Origin of the sequence: Rufibacter hautae (assembly GCF_008271695.1) — a bacterium.
Lineage (GTDB): Bacteria > Bacteroidota > Bacteroidia > Cytophagales > Hymenobacteraceae > Nibribacter > Nibribacter hautae.
The window spans coordinates 1,740,910-1,756,445 of the sequence record NZ_VKKY01000002.1 but is presented as its reverse complement, the minus strand read 5'-3'; the positions used below and the strand labels follow the sequence as shown (position 1 = coordinate 1,756,445).

Annotated in this window: 8 protein-coding genes and 1 tRNA gene; 5 read left to right on the top strand and 4 right to left on the bottom strand. The window is 53.3% G+C overall.

The features are described 5' to 3' along the window. The first annotated feature begins 385 nt into the window (after positions 1-385). From FOA19_RS16160 to FOA19_RS16145, 4 genes are read left to right on the top strand one after another with little or no spacing between them, the layout of a single operon-like run. Positions 386-4,279, top strand: coding sequence for a carboxypeptidase-like regulatory domain-containing protein (locus FOA19_RS16160; RefSeq protein WP_149091805.1), 3,894 nt, complete (start codon positions 386-388; stop codon positions 4,277-4,279). A gap of 9 nt (positions 4,280-4,288) precedes the next feature. Further along, on the top strand, positions 4,289-5,578 hold the full coding sequence (locus tag FOA19_RS16155; protein ID WP_149091804.1) for a contractile injection system tape measure protein: 1,290 nt from the start codon (positions 4,289-4,291) through the stop codon (positions 5,576-5,578). 12 nt (positions 5,579-5,590) lie between these two features. Continuing rightward, positions 5,591-10,600, top strand: a complete 5,010-nt coding sequence (locus tag FOA19_RS16150) for an eCIS core domain-containing protein (RefSeq protein ID WP_149091803.1) — start codon at positions 5,591-5,593, stop codon at positions 10,598-10,600. Positions 10,601-10,657: 57 nt separating this feature from the next. Next, positions 10,658-11,980 carry an ATP-binding protein gene (locus FOA19_RS16145; RefSeq protein ID WP_149091802.1) on the top strand — a complete coding sequence of 441 codons (1,323 nt, stop codon included), beginning with the start codon at positions 10,658-10,660 and terminating at the stop codon, positions 11,978-11,980. 400 nt (positions 11,981-12,380) lie between these two features. Here FOA19_RS16145 and FOA19_RS16140 read toward each other — a convergent pair. The 4 genes from FOA19_RS16140 to FOA19_RS16125 all read right to left on the bottom strand — a co-directional run bounded on the left by FOA19_RS16140 (position 12,381) and on the right by FOA19_RS16125 (position 14,317). After that, positions 12,381-12,467, bottom strand: a tRNA-Leu gene (locus tag FOA19_RS16140). Between the two features lie 46 nt (positions 12,468-12,513). After that, a complete protein-coding gene (locus tag FOA19_RS16135; protein ID WP_149091801.1) occupies positions 12,514-13,053 on the bottom strand; it encodes an iron-sulfur cluster co-chaperone HscB C-terminal domain-containing protein in 540 nt (179 codons plus the stop codon). 78 nt (positions 13,054-13,131) lie between these two features. Then, complete coding sequence (locus tag FOA19_RS16130) at positions 13,132-13,422, bottom strand: putative quinol monooxygenase (protein ID WP_149091800.1); 291 nt, start codon at positions 13,420-13,422, stop codon at positions 13,132-13,134. Between the two features lie 118 nt (positions 13,423-13,540). Continuing rightward, positions 13,541-14,317 carry an SAM hydrolase/SAM-dependent halogenase family protein gene (locus FOA19_RS16125; protein ID WP_149091799.1) on the bottom strand — a complete coding sequence of 259 codons (777 nt, stop codon included), beginning with the start codon at positions 14,315-14,317 and terminating at the stop codon, positions 13,541-13,543. 110 nt (positions 14,318-14,427) lie between these two features. Here FOA19_RS16125 and FOA19_RS16120 point away from each other — a divergent pair, with 110 nt between their 5' ends. Further along, entirely contained in the window at positions 14,428-15,471 is a 1,044-nt protein-coding gene (locus tag FOA19_RS16120; RefSeq protein WP_149091798.1) for a PhoH family protein, read from the top strand. Positions 15,472-15,536 lie beyond the last annotated feature (65 nt).

Genomic DNA, 15,536 nt, shown 5'->3' with positions numbered 1-15,536 from the left:
AACCAAACCGCGCCTCGCCCTCGATAAGGCAAAAAATAAACCGCCCGATATAGTGAAAGGAGAGAAGAGGCAAGGCCCTGTTTTACGGCTGTTTTCGAAAAATCGGCTTTAAAACAGGAAAGAAAGGAGGTGTCGGTTTTCCGAAAGGAAGCACCTGAAAAGGGAGGAGCGAAGGCCCTGGGAGGCGCGTTCGTTTCGGGGCTGTTTTCCGGAAAAGGGCACGAAACGGAGAGGAAGCCTGGCGGAAGATTTCGGTTAGGCGCAGTGAAAAGACAAAGTGATACCAGGAGGAAGTACTTGGCCATCGCCCAGGAAGAAGAATATAACTCACTAGAAGACAGGAGAAACACCCGCAGCCGCTGAAGACATTTAAATTCCCATTGCCATGGAACCCACCCAACTCACCTATCCGCAGTTTGTCGCCAACCAGGTGCTGAAAAAAGACCACCTGAACGACCTGTTCCACTACCTGGATGAGCAGAACCGGCTCACCCGCACCAACCTGATCGGGATAGGCGTTTTGTGCGGGCTGGAGGTGAAACCAGATACTGCCCTGCACCAGATCACCGTCACGCAGGGCTGCGGCGTGACCTCGGCGGGGTACCTGGTGTCGTTGCCCGAGGCTGTTTTGAAGCGCTACCAACCCTATGAACTACCCGAGCAGCTGGATTATCCGCCGTTCTACACCAGTGCCGTGCCCCGCCAGCAGTTTCCGCTCTGGGAACTGTTGCCTTCCGGCGGAAGCCACAATCTGTCGGCCACCTTCCTGCGCGACAAGGTGGTGCTGGTGCTGGTGGAACTGCAGGAGGAAAACCTCAAGAACTGCTCGCCCTATTCCTGCGATGACCGCGGCTCCGTGATTGAGGTCACGTACCGCTACCTGCTGCTGGAGAAATCCAACGCTGACCTGCTCAAACAGACCGAGCAGGCCCACGGGCCCAGCCTGGAGCAGTTGCAGAACCTGCACCAGGCCCAAGCCCTGCTGCCTGAATTCAAGCTGAAGCGCTTTGATGTGCCCGTTCAGAACCCGGCTATCTTCACCACCCATGAGGTGCTGGAGGGTTTCCGGGCTATTTTAACCAAAACTACCGTTGAGAAGGTGAAAGAGCTGCTGCTCAAGGCTTTTTCATTGTACCAGCCGCTGTTGGGCGGGGTGGCCGACACGGTCTTGCAGCAGTTCGGGAATTCCTTCACCTACGCGGGAGACAAGCTCTCGCTCACCAACCCGCTGCTGTATTCCTATTACTTTGATTTCCTGGCTGACCTGCTGGAGGCGTACAACGAGATAAGGGCGCGGGGCCTGGAGGTTACCAGCCTCTGCTGCCCAGACCAGGACCTGTTTCCCCGCCATCTGTTCCTGGGGTTGGCCACCGAAGACACCACCCAGACCTACAGCCAGTACCGCCATTATTTCATTCCCTCGCCGGTGTTCGGGCAACAGCAGCACCTGGGCACAGAGCTGCGGCAACTGTTCCAGCGGCTGATCAGGATGGTGGAGAATTTCAGCATTCCGGTGCCTGCCCTCGCCATAAGGGGAACCGGCATCCGCATCACGCCCAGTTACCTGGGCAAGACTGATCTCTCCCAGAAAGCCATCCCGTATTATTACAAGATGGGGGAGGGCAGCCCGCCCTTGTACCAGGTGTGGAGCCCCCAGAAAACCCGCCAGAATAAGGCCAAAAACAACCTCACCTATCACGCCGCCAGCTATCCCTCGCCGGTGGAGCAGTATGTGCTGAACCCCTTGGAATATGACCTGGAGCCCTATAATTTCCTGCGGGTAGAGGGGCACGTGGGCCTGCCCTGGCGGCAAGCCCTGACCCGGGTGCTCCAGCTTCGCCGCCAGTACCGGCTCCCGTTTGACGTGGTGGTCCTGAAAACCGGCCGAAATCACCAGAACGTGCTGGATTGGCGCACCCATGCCTGCTCCTTTCAGGACCTGGAAGCCATTTACCTGACCTTGAGGGAAGATTTACGCTGTTTGCTGCAACGGGAGATCGCCTATTTCTACAAACTCCGGCCCGGCAAGAAAGTCCTTTCCACTGTGACCGATGCTACGGGCACCCGTTCCGCCGCCCTTATGACCACTTTGCTCCGGTCCCGGCTCTCGTATTTTGGCAGCCGGGAGGGCTTGCTGTATGACGAGAATTCCCTGGGGGCCTTGTATGAGCACGCCTTTCTGGAGAACAACCCTACTGCCACTTACGCGCGGGTGCTGGCCCTGGGGCAGGAGTCCGAGGTACAGGCCGTGTTGCTTTTGATCCAGTACCTGGTGGAGATGGGGCAATTGCTGGAGCAGGCCCCCACCCTCACGCAGTTCAAGTTGGAGGAATTCCAGAAACAGAACCAGACCCTGCAGGCCTATGCCAATTCCCTGATTCGCCAACTGAAGGAAATGCTTAGTTCTTCTCCAGACCGCCTTAAAAAAAATCCCTGGGAACTGGAAGACATCATTGACCACCTGGATGCCCTGGTGAGCGCCTGCAAAAAGGAAGCCTTTTCTGCCTTGCTGGACACCTACCGCAAACGGCTGGAGCAAATTCAGAAACAGCTATTGTTCGGGAATTATGTCCAAAAACACCCGGGTATCACCCATAAGGCCGGCGTGCCCGTGGGCGGAACCCTGCTGCTGGTGTACGCCGGCGAAGACGGGGAGGAAGCGCCCAAACCCAAACAGGGGCGGTTTATCGTAAAAGGCCAGGTGGTAGACGCCAACCGGAATCCGTTGTCAGGAGCAATGGTGCTGGTGAAAAGCACCGCCAGCGGCGCCACCACCAACGCCGAAGGCCGCTTTCTGCTGTACCTGCCGTTCCTGCCCACCACCGTACTGGTCAGTTTCACGGGGTTCCCCAGCCAGGAAATAGAAGTGAAAGAAGTAGACACGCCGCTGTTGGTAATTTTGGGGCAGGAACCCGAGGAAGGGGAGAGGGCGGAAGTTCCGGAAGGCCACGTGTTCGTAGATTTCTACCTGCCGTACCTCTGCTGCTCAGACTGCCCGCCGGTCCAGTTTAACCTGGAGCTGCCCCCGCAGGAAGAACCGACCGATTTGGCCGTGGAAGTGTCTGAACCGGAGTGCGACCGTACCGGCAGGTTCTTCACCGTGACCCTGCAGATCAGCGGGGGCACCGCGCCCTACACCGTCAACGACAAGCCCGCGAATCCCCATCCGTACCCCGTGCAGGTTCCCAGCGGCGAAGGCAAAACCGTCACGGTGCGCGACGAGGCCGGCCAGGAGAAAATCGTGGAGATACCAGAACACACCTGTGAGCCAGAGGTGGAAAGGCTTCGGGTAGCCATGACTGATCCGGAATGCGACGAATCAGGCCAGCAGTTCTCCGTGACGCTCTCCATTACCGGCGGGCAGACCCCGTACGCCGTCAACAACGTTCCCCTGTCCGGCACCGATCACCAGGAGACCATCCCCAGCGGGCAGGGCAAAGACCTCACGGTAACAGACGCCAGCGGCCAAACGCTGCAGGTACAGGTGAATGCCCACCAGTGCGCGCCCGTAGAAGAACCCTGTGACCTGCCCTGCGACGGCAAAGCCGAGCTGTGCTGGTACCCGCTGTGGTTCCCTATGCCGGCCAGTGGGTTACGCCTGGCCATCCTGGAAGCCGAAGCCCTCCTGAAGGTGCATGACACCGAAAGCAACAACACCCATGAGGTGGAGTTTGCGAGTATCCTACGGGAGATTTTAAACGAGGTGCCCCAAGACGAATTCCACCAAAGGATCCAAAAACTAGTGGAGGTGCTGAACGAGCACATGGCCGGGAAGATAGGCAACGCGGAAACCTTTATCCTGCGCTACAAGCCAGAGGAACGTCTCCTGGGCGTGGAACACTACGTCTGCCACACCTTTGAACTCAGAACCGCAATTACCTTCAGCGTAGGCGGCGATGCCTTCTCCATCGAGAACCGCTACACTGAGCAGGAGTGGCAAATCCATGACCGCAGACGGAATACTACCGCCAAGGGTAAGAAGTTTGGCTGCGAGGAGATGGACAAATGCCGGAATATCCGCAAAAAGCGCTGTGCCGAGGAAATTCCGCAGGACCAAATACAGGTAACGCTGGAACGGCAGGAAAACGGGGTAGGCTTCAGGGTAGAGGCGAACCAGGAGCTGGAGCAGGTGCTGTGGCTGTTCGGGAGCGGGTCGCCGTTCTTCTCCCAGGACAAAGAGGGCCAGTTCTCCACCCACACAGATGAAAGTCCGGTGTGGTTCCTGGGAGTGCGGGGCGATTGCTACCTCGTGAAAGAAAGTTCCTTGCTCAACGGATAACCCAGCGCCATGCACCTGATCCGGAAACAGATAGTAGAGGTGGAAATGCCCGCCCTGGAACCCGCCCTGGACCTTCAGCAGCGGGTAAGCCGCCTGGTGCAGGAGCGGCTGAACCCGGCCTTAAGCGCGCAATTTGACCGCCTCGCCGGACCAGACCAAATCCTGCGCCTGGACCAGGTGGTGCTGACCGTCCAAGTCACCGACGTGGCCTCCCTGGGAGATGAATTAGTGAGCCAGGTACTTCAGTCCTTCGACCAGGCATTTCACCGTTCAGCCCCGGAGGAAGCCCTGGACCAGCCGTGGGATTGGGGCGGCAACCGCGCCATATCTTCCGGGAAAAGAAAGGAAGACCCTTTGCCGGGGGGCCTTACTCAAGTAACGGCCGAAGAAGCAACAGGGGAGGCGTTTTTGTTTTTCCTGCAAAAGGGCCATTTGCCTTGGTGGGCGTTTTGGGGCTCTTTTGAGGATTTTACGGCTAAAACGGAAAATTTCCTTGCCAAGAAAACCAAGCCTCAATTGCAGGAATTCCTGAGGCAAGTTTTTCAAACTAAAGATGCCGTGGCCCGGTTGGCGTACCAGTTTCCGGTGGATTTTCTGCGTGCTTTGGTGCGAAGCCTTCCGGAGGAAGTGACTACCTCCGGGCGCCTTCCCCAGATAGTAGCCACACTTCCTCCCGAAGTTAGAGTCATTTGGGAACAGGCGGGTCTGGCGCTTCCCCAGAATTATAAAAAGCCGAATGCCGATCAGCAAAGCAGTTCCGCCCCGGTTTCGGCAGAGAAAAACCAGGCTCCGGCCGAGGAAACCGAGGGCTTGTACCTGCAGAATGCGGGCTTGGTGTTGTTGGCCCCGTTTCTGGAAACCTACCTGGGCACCGGCGGTTTGGTGGCGGACCACCAGCTGCGGGATCCTTCGGCGGCGGTGCATTGGCTGCAGTACCTGGTGACGGGACAAGACCGCACCACGGAACCGGAGCTGCTGCTTAACAAGATTCTGTGCGGGGTGCCCTTGGATACGCCCGTCCCGGCCCAGGTCAGATTGACCTCCGTTTGCGAAAAAGAGGCCGAAAACGTGTTGCGGGCGGTAATTCGGTACTGGGCGGTTTTGAAAAACACCAGCCCCACCGGCCTGCGCGAAAGCTTCCTGCAACGCGACGGTCGCCTTACCCGCAAACCAGACGGCGACTGGCTGCTGCAGGTGGAGCAGAAAAGTTATGACATGCTGCTGGAGTCGCTCCCCTGGAGTTACTCGTTGGTGAAACTGCCCTGGATGCCCCAAGCCCTTTGGGTGGATTGGGCCTAAATTCCTGAAAACATGGTGAAAACGGGTTCTGAGAAATCTTCCTCCGCTGCAGTGCTGCAACGGAGCCAACAGTCGCCTTTCTTCAGCAAGCGGGGGGAAGACAGCTTCTTTGCGTCCTCGGGGGTGCAACGCAGCATTGAGATAGGCCCGCCCGGCGACCGTTACGAGCAGGAGGCAGACGCCATGGCTGATAAAGTCCTGCAGCAAACGCCCGCCGCGCCCGCAGAGCGCCAGGACCAGGAAAAACTGCAGTCCAAACCCCTGGCCCAGGACATCTCCCCGGTTTCGCGGCACCAGAACCCGGAAGAGGAAAGCACCTCTCTGGCAGAAGACGGTCCCCCCGAAATCAGCCGGAAAGAAAACGCAACCTCCACCGGGGAAACCGCGCCCGCCTCTCCCGCGCTGGAGGGCCAACTCAACGGTTCCAAAGGGGCCGGAACTCCGCTGCCCTCCAAAACCCGGCAGGAAATGGAAGAAGGCTTCGGGACTGATTTTTCCGGGGTCCGCACGCACACCGGTCCCCAGGCCGAGCAGATGAGCCAGGATTTGGGCGCCCAGGCCTTCACCCACGGTCAGGACATTTACTTCAATTCCGGAAAATATAGCCCCGAAACGCAGGCGGGCAAACACCTGCTGGCGCACGAACTCACCCACACGGTGCAGCAGACCGGCGGAGGCAACGTGCAGAAGAAAGGTATTGTGCAGCGCAAAGACGCTGTGTCGGAAAAAAAGAAGTTCAAGGAAGTGCCGGGCAAAGAGATAGAGGAGAACAAGGCGAAAGATGGGTCTTATTTAAAAAAAACGAGACCCTTACAATTCCACATCAATAAACTCAAGCTTAACAAATACCTCATCATAAAAGAGGAAACCGCCTGGTTAAACCAAATAAAAAAACCTTATAATTTGCCCAAAGGAGGGGAGAGAAAGACAAACCAGGGAAACATCTGGAAAAGTAACGTGCGGGAAGGGGTAAGGGAAAAGTTGAAGGAAGTAGGGGAGTTAAAAGACAGTGACATAGCAGATACCAGTAAACTATATAAATTTTCCAGAAAGAAAGGCAAGAGTAAAGCAAGTGGCAAAGGCATCATAGGTACGTTTACCCAAATTGTCAATGAGGTTCTGGTGCCTTTCTGGGATTACCAAGGTACCCCAAAGGAATTTCAGATTGAACATATGATTGATTATCAGGTGCTTGGAGGGGATGCTGATTGTATTCAGAATCTAATCCTTTTAGAAAGGGAAAAGAATCGTAAGGTTGGTGAGAAAGTCTTCAAAAGCATAAACACGCATCTTGATGATTTAATTAAACATTATAATGCTACCTATTTAAACACTGGTTTGCCAAATTCTGGGAAGGAGGTACGGAAGAATTATCCTGACTCAATTTTTGTCCACGGCTTAAATTGCGAATCAGCGGATTTAGACATTAAAGACTACTACTATTATACTGAGTTAAAGAATCCTAAAGATGATTACAATCCTTATACAAAAGAATTAATTGAGATAAAGGAGGCATGTATCCCTGAAAATCATTTTCTATTAAAAACTAGTGACCGAAAGGCTGGTTACATTATTCCGTACACGGCAAACGATTTTAAAGTAGGTGCTTTTTACCTGACGGTTGATTACACTGATACCGTTAAATCCATCACCTTTCATAACAAGCTGTCAGATAAGAAGAATGCAGTTGGGATGGAGAAAAAGCTTAAAAAGAAAACACTTCCCATTAATAAAGAGAAAAAAGATGTTTATGTGATTCAGGACAGTGGAGAGAAACAAGCAATTGCTCCCCTGCTGAAAGGATTGTTCCTGAAAAAGGCCAGTCCTATAGTGATCAATGAGAATGATATTCTTTTTAATGGCTTGGATGTTAGCGTAAAAGGGAAGATTGACCCAACGCTATCTGTTTTGAAAGGGGTTGATATTTCCTTTTCGCTTGAAAATGAAGTGTTCACCGTCAAAGCTGACGTTCCGCTGAATATCATCTCCAAGTATATTCCTGCACCTTTTAAAATAGACTACAGCACAATAAGTATAGAGGTAAGTTCAGAGGACGGCCTTTCCGTGGCTGGGGGGCTGGGCTTCCGCATAGGCAACCTGGGCCAGGGAGACATTTTCGCCAAGGTGGGCAAGACCCTGGGCTTTGAAGGCACCTTCAGCTTTGACTCCCGGTGGTTCAGCAAGGCGGATATTTCCATTGCCTATGACGAGGACAAGTGGAGCATTGGCGGAAACCTTGAACTGAAACCTGATACCATTACCGGTCTCAAAAGCGGAAAGCTGACGGTAGGCTACAAAGACAAGGTATTCTCTGCCGCCGGCGGGGCCGAACTCACGGTACCTGGGGTTAAGACGGTCACGTTGGCCGCTGAGTTTAAGAACCCAGAGGACTTCAAGTTCCTAGCCGAAGTGACCCTTTCTACCCTTCCCGGGCTTAAAAGCGGAAAGGTGGTAGTTACCCTGAAGGCCAAAGAAGGCGAAGACCTGAAACTGGGCGTAAAGGGACAGGCGGAACCGGACCTGCCCAACGTCCCTGACCTGGCCGCCTCCATTGAAATCTGTTACGAAGACGGCATCTTTGACGCTAGTGCCACCGTCAAGTACAAGAAAGGCCGCTTTGACGGGACTATCCAAGTGGGGGTTACGAACAAAACGCTCAACGATAAAGGAGAGCCGAAGGGCGAGCCTGACAAAACCGGCAAGGTGACGGTGTTTGGGTACGGTGAGCTTTCGGTAGAAGTGTTAAAAGGTATCAAGGGAGATTTGTGCGTGCGGCTCACCCCCGATAAACAGGTAATGGTGAAGGGCGAAGCCACCGCGTCAAATAAAAAAATTTTTGGCGAAGGGTACCATCCTCCTGCAAAAGAACTGTTCCCCTTCCCAAAATTAACCATCCCGTTGGTGGGCATTCCGGGTTTAAGCATCTCGGCGTTCATCACTGGCGGCGTGTTTTTCAAGTTTGATTGGGATCCTTTGGTTTTAAAAGAATTGAAGGTTGGTTTCCCGGAAACCAACATCAAGGAATTAGAAAAAGTAAAATTGGAAATAAAGGGGTGTTTGGGGTCTATGGCCAACGCTGAACTGTATATGGCTATTACAGCTGGCTTGGAAGCACGCGTCGCGATCGCCAAACTCACCGGGGAACTGGGGGGGCAGGCAGGTTTGGGCTTGAAGGCGGAAGCAGGCGGAGAAATAAAGGCGGACTGGAGCATGGACAAGGGGCTGCAATTAAAAGAAGTCCGCGCTTTTATGGCGGTTACCCCCAAAGCTATTTTCCGGCTTACCGGTGCCGTAAGCGTAGATCTGGACCTTTGGGTTGCCAAAGTGAACCTGTATTACCACCAATGGGTACTGGCGGAAAAGGAGTTGGGCATGGGGAACCTGGGCCTGAAAGTTGACTTCCCTATCAAGTTTGATGAAAACAATTCGCTCGTTCTGCCCAAGATAGAAGAAATGAATATGCAGAAACCGGATTTCAAAGGCGACCAGGGAAAAGAAATCCTGGACAGCGCCATTAACGGCGACGCCAAGAAAAAACTGGAGGAGAAAAAGGCCCAGATTCGGGAAACCATCAAAAGCGACCTTCGGAACCCCGAAACCCAAAAGGAGTTGACCCCTACCCAATACACAAACAAAATGAAGCAGAAATACGCCAAGTCGCCGGAGCTGCAACAGTTTGTGGTCAAGACCATTGAGGAAGAGTCGCGTACGCTGGAGTATGAGCAATTTGAGAAGCAGAAAACCATCATCCGGGGGTATGAGGGCACGCTTGAATCCAAGCTGTCCTTCCTCAACGTCTTCACCATGTGGCACCAGTACGTCACCCAAGCAGACGTAGACGCCTTCAAGGCCGAACTCACCAAGCAGGACCAGGAGAAAAAAGCCCAAGCCAGCCTCATGGACCCAGCTCCCGCCACTAATGCTCCCTTTATTGGCCCCCCGGTAGCCCCCACGTCTACTCCGGTCAACAAAAAAGCGAAAAACCTTCAGCGGAAAGAAGCGCCCCGGGATGAAGAACCTGCTGAAATGCCCCAGGCCCGTTTTATGCCCGTTTTCAAAAAACCGGGCCCAAACCAACCTCCGGCCCTTTACCCGCCTGAAACGGAGCCGGCTGGAGGAGGAGAAAGGGGAAATCCGTCGTTCTTTTCTCCGGCGGAGGAAACCAGTGCACCCGGCGAAGCTCTTTCAGAAGAGGGGGCCCATGAGTCGGGGTATGAATACCCGGAAAGTTTTCTGGAAGAAGCTTACCCCGGGGCCAGCTCCTACCTCTACAACTCTCCCTACGGTTTCCAGGGCGCCACCGCCGCGGGAAACTCTCCCTCCCTGCACCACCCACTTGCCCCATCCTTTATTTCAAACGACATGAGAGTTTATTCACGCCGGGCCAAGCCCCATATCAAAGACCAGCAGCCCTTCTTCGGGGGCAAGGAAAAAGCATCGGACACGGCGCACCCGTTCCTCACCAAATCTGGCGTCCAACGCAAAAAGGATACGGTGCGGAAAGCCGGGGAAGAGGAGCAGAAAACCCAGAAGCCGCCCGAAGGCGAGAAAAAAGACAAAGACGCCGTTCAGGCCAAAGGGAAAGAGGACGAGCAAAAGCTGCAGAAAAAACCCAAGGCCGGAACCCTGCAGAAAGAGGGCTGCGATAAGGAAGTTAAGAAGAAAGCCATCCGCCGGAAAGAGAAAACTGGTTTTGGCCCTGTTCAGAAAAAAGAGGCCGAAAACGCTACCGTGGCCCCGCCTTCGGTAGAGAAAAAACTGCAGGACTCCAAAGGGAGAGGAGAGGCCCTGCCTCCGGCCTTGCTCCAGGAACTGAACACCAAGATGAACTTTGATTTCTCGGGGGTGCGCATCCACACAGATGCCGAGGCCGTCGCTATGGCTGAGGAATTAGGGGCGCTGGCCTTCACCCACGGCCAGGACATCTACTTCAACCAGGGCCAGTACGCGCCCACCACCACCCCCGGTCGCCAGCTGCTGGTGCATGAACTAACCCACGTCATGCAGCAGTCCCCGGAATGAGAAACCCGCATCAGCCCGTAAACCTTAAACCTGTACCCTTAAAACCGCCAGCCACCCGTGGGATTTCACCAACAGCTCCTGGAGTACACTTCCCTGGTCATCGACCACCGGCTGCGCCACTTTACCGGCGCCTCCGAAGGTGAACCCCTGTTTGACAGAACCTACCTCCGGGCCCTGCTGCAAGAGGACGGTTTCGGACGTGTTTTCAAGAAAGTAGCCCTAAATGACGAGGAACTCCTGATCGTGCTGCTGGCTTTGGCGCCCCACCTGAACCCCGGCTTCTATAGCAACATCATCCTGAACTTCCTGCCAGACGGGGGCGATTTTCCCGAGTTTGGCGGGGTGAAAGGCACCAACCACCGCGGCATTCTGCCCACCGGCGAAACGGCCCTGTTTGTCTTGGCCGGCGAGAACGTGGAGCAGCGCCTCAAGGTGCAGGATTTGCTGAGCTATTCGGGGCGGTTGCAGCAGAACGGGTTCCTGCAGGTGGAGACCGTGAAAACCGGCGAGCCTACCATGAGCGGCCGGCTCCTGCTGGACGAGGAAGTGGTGGAGCAGCTTACCCTGGGCAAAGTCACGCCGCCCCGGTTCTCCGGAGAGTTTGCCGCCGAGCTCCTCACCACCGAGCAGGAGTGGCCCGACCTTATCCTCAACCACCATACCCGTTCCCAAATTGAGGACATCCTGACCTGGCTCCAGCACAATGACACCCTCCTGAACACCTGGGGCATGCGGAAGAAAATAAAACCGGGGTACCGCACCCTCTTCTACGGACCACCCGGCACCGGCAAAACGCTCACCGCCACCCTGCTGGGGAAGCATACCCACCTGGACGTGTACCGGATAGACTTGTCCCAGCTGGTGTCTAAGTACATTGGGGAAACCGAAAAAAACCTGGCCCGCATCTTTGACAAAGCCCAGCACAAAAAATGGATCTTGTTCTTTGACGAGGCCGATGCCTTGTTTGGCAAACGCACCAACCAGCGCGATGCCCAGGACCGGTACGCCAACCAGGAAGTAGCCTACCTATTGCAACGCATTGAGGGGTATCCCGGGGTGGTGGTCCTGGCCTCCAACATGAAGAGCAACATTGATGAAGCCTTTCTCCGGCGGTTCCATTCCATCATCCATTTCCCCAAACCCACCGCCGCAGAGCGCCTGTTGCTCTGGCAAAACGCCCTGCCCAAACAACTGAAGGTAGGCAAACAGGTGGCGCTGGAAAGCCTCGCCCAGAAATACGAACTCACCGGCTCTGGGATCATCAATGTGGTGCAACGGGTGTGCCTGGAAGCCTTGGCCCAAAAAACCACCTCCGTCCCGGTGGAGAGCTTTGTGACCCAGATTAAAAAGGAAATGGAGAAAGAAGGTAAAATGGTTTAATAATGTCTAGAAAATTAGATTTACTTTGTTTGCTGAAATTTGATGGATTACTGGTATGTATAAGGTTATTTAAATACCCGATTATAACATTTTAGAAGGGTGCATCATTTTAGAAAAGTTCATTTTAAGATTAAGCAGAATAATCAATACAATTATAGTTTATTATTATTCAATAAAAGTGCATTAGAAAGAAGGGAAGTTGTCGTTTTTGTAACTGAAAGAGGAAATTTTGATCATATACATTAGGATGAAGCAATCTTTAGATGTGAATTTTTTAACACGAAGAATACTGGCAATTATTTACCTGAGAATAACTTCGGTTATTACTTAATTTTCTCAATAGCTAAGTATAGGTGCATAAAAAAAGAGGACAGACTCAGAATAACTGATCTGTCCTCTCTGGTACCCAGGGCCGGAGTCGAACCGGCACATCCGTGAAGATATTGGTGTTTGAGACCAACGCGTCTACCGATTCCGCCACCTGGGCATTTGCTCCTTTTCGGTAGATTCTGAAAAACGAGGCGTGAAACGCTTTATCTGTCAGAAGAGGATGCAAACTTATTCAATGATTCCTTTATACGCAAGAGGTAGCGCTGCTTTAGGTAGTAATTTTTTACCTGCAGCAAGGCTTCTGCCTGAGCGTCAGGGGGTAAATTTTCATAGTTTTCCAGCACCGGCCAGATGGCAGCCTTCAGAAAACCCTCAATCTCGTTGGTTTGGTCAGAAACAATCTTGAACTGCACAGAATCATAGTCTATCTCCAGGTCCATCAACTGCTCGTTCAACTCCATCACTTCCATCAGGAAATCCTGGGGGAGATCGTTCTGGCCGCCTTCTTCCAGTAGGCCGTGCTGCTCCAGAATGTACTGCATGCGGCGGTCAAAATTAGAGAGCGTGCGGTAGGCGTTGGTGTTGAGGGTAGACTTCTCCAGAATCTCCTGCTGCTTTTCGGGTGACTCCAGGGTGTAGAAGTCTGGGTGGAACTCGCGGCTCAGGGCGTAGTATTTGGTTTGGATGGCTTTCTCATCGGGCAGAAAGCTTTCCGGTATCTGGTAGAAGTGGAAGTAGTTCAAAGTATAAGGTAGGCGCTAGAAGTAAGACAATAGATACAAGACGCAAGAAGCGGGGAAGAAGATATACCTGTTTTTGCGTTACACCTCGGCGGGTTTAAAAGAGAAAGCCTGCGCCGGTTCAGCGAACAAGGCTTTGGTGGGTTTCCAGACACTCCCAAACAAGGCAGAGGTGCGGTAGTTGTTCAGGGCCTCATCAGAGTCCCAATGACTGTAGGTGCTGTATACGTGGGGCAGGTGGTAATCTTGTAACAATTCCACGCTTCTGCACCCCGGGAAAGCGCTGATCTTGTCCCGAGAGGCTTTGAAGATTTCAAGAAACGCAGGCACCTGCTCGGGCACAAAGGTCATGCGCACTACTCGTATCAGCATGGAATTAGAATTGGTTTTTTGATAGCTTCAGGTACAACTACCTTAAAAGAAATGGGCAGAGGGCGCTTAAGGCGCGGTTCCCCAATGGTTGATTCTTGATGCCTAAATTTTAATAAAACTAAGCCGGATCTGGCGCAAACCTAATGTCTACCGGAGAGTCAAAGTACATGCCCAGCAACTCAGAGGCGTGGCCTTTGTTGATGCCAATGGTAAGGTATCCCTGCCGGTTGAACAAGGCCACGCTGTCGCCTTCGTTGGGTTGGTTGTACCGGGTGCTGAGGCGGTCAATGACCTCGCGGTTGAAATGGATGGTAAACGGGCGGCCATGGCCGATGGCGTCTACGCTCTCCCGGGTAATGTCGGTGATGAGGTTGCCGTAGTGATCCACGTGCACCACGTGCCCAGTAATGGAGTGGTCGTTCAAGCGGAGCTGGCGGTTAATGAGCTGCACCATGCCATCGGCGAGTTCCCCTACCTCAGCCATGGTGGCACCCTGGGCCAAAGCCACGGCGGCCGGCACCATAATATCGCGGGCGGGGGAAGATGAATCTGACACTAAGGGTAGGTCCACCAATTGCTCGGGATCGCCGTCTGTGAGGAGCGACAAAAGACCATTATCGGCGCAGACAAAATAATGTCCTTTATGACGGGCTACCTGGTATCTGCCGTTACGGGTGCCGTGCGTATCCACGGCAATCAGGTGCACGGTTCCCTGCGGAAAATCCTGGAAAACGGAGTGAATCACATGGTAGCCGTGGGCAATATTGAAGGGTTCTACGTGATGTGAGATATCTACAATTATCTGCGCCTGATTGATAGTCAGGATCTTAGCTTTTACAGCGGCCACATAATGGTCTGTGGTGCCAAAATCCGACATTAACGTGAGAATTCCCATGGGAACGGTTGGTCAAAAGAACTTTACTATTTCTAAAATTGTCTTATAACAAATCTACTATATTTTCAGTAGATTGGTTTTAAAACCACCTATATAAACAGAAATAGCCTTTGGTAGAAAAAACTATAACCCTGGAAAATATATCATTGATAGACTTCCTGGGACTGGAAAACCAGAATATAAAACAGTTGGCCGCCGCTTTCCCAAGCAGCAAAATCATTTCCCGCGGCAACGAGATCAAGATCCAGGGACAAACCCCTGAGATCACCAAAATTCACGAAATCCTTTCCTCTCTTATTGAGCATTACCACCAATACGGGAAAATCACGGACAAGAGCGTGCATAAGTTCCTGGCCGCCGATAATGATTTTGAGGATGACGTGGTCATCACTTCGCCGGATGTAATTGTGTACGGCAGCAAGGGCGGCGTGATCAAAGCCAAAACCCCCAGCCAGCACAAACTGGTGGAGGCCGTTGCCAAAAATGATTTAGTGTTCGCCTTGGGGCCAGCCGGTACGGGTAAAACCTTTATCTCGGTAGCCATGGCCGTGCGGGCGCTTAAAAATAAAGAGGTGAAGAAGATCATCATCTCCCGTCCGGTGGTGGAAGCAGGAGAGAGCCTTGGGTTCTTGCCCGGTGACATGAAGGACAAAGTAGATCCGTATCTGCGGCCTATTTATGATGCACTGGAAGAGATGATCCCGGTAGAGAAGCTGAAGTACTACTATGAAAACAAAATCATAGAGATCGCTCCTTTGGCCTACATGCGCGGACGTACCCTCAACAACGCCTTTGTGCTGCTGGACGAGGCCCAGAATACCACGCCCATGCAGATCAAGATGTTTATGACCCGGATGGGACCTACCTCTAAGGTGATGATCAACGGTGACCGTACCCAAATTGACTTGCCGCGCAACCAGCGCTCGGGTTTGATTGAGGCCATGACGGTGCTGAAAGACATCAAAGGCATCGGGTTTGTGGAGATGCAGGCCGAAGACGTAGTGCGTCACCGTTTGGTGAAAAGCATTGTGGAGGCTTACACCAAGTTCGATGACAAGCGCCAGAAAGAGCGCGAGGAACGCGAGAAGAATGGTGATCTGGAACTGCAGGATGCCCCGCGCCGCCGCCAGAACTTCCGCCGTCACGACGACTAAATTCTAATTACGGCAAAGGTGCCTTCTCCTCCGGGGGAATGCGCCTTTGCCGTTTTCTTTTAACT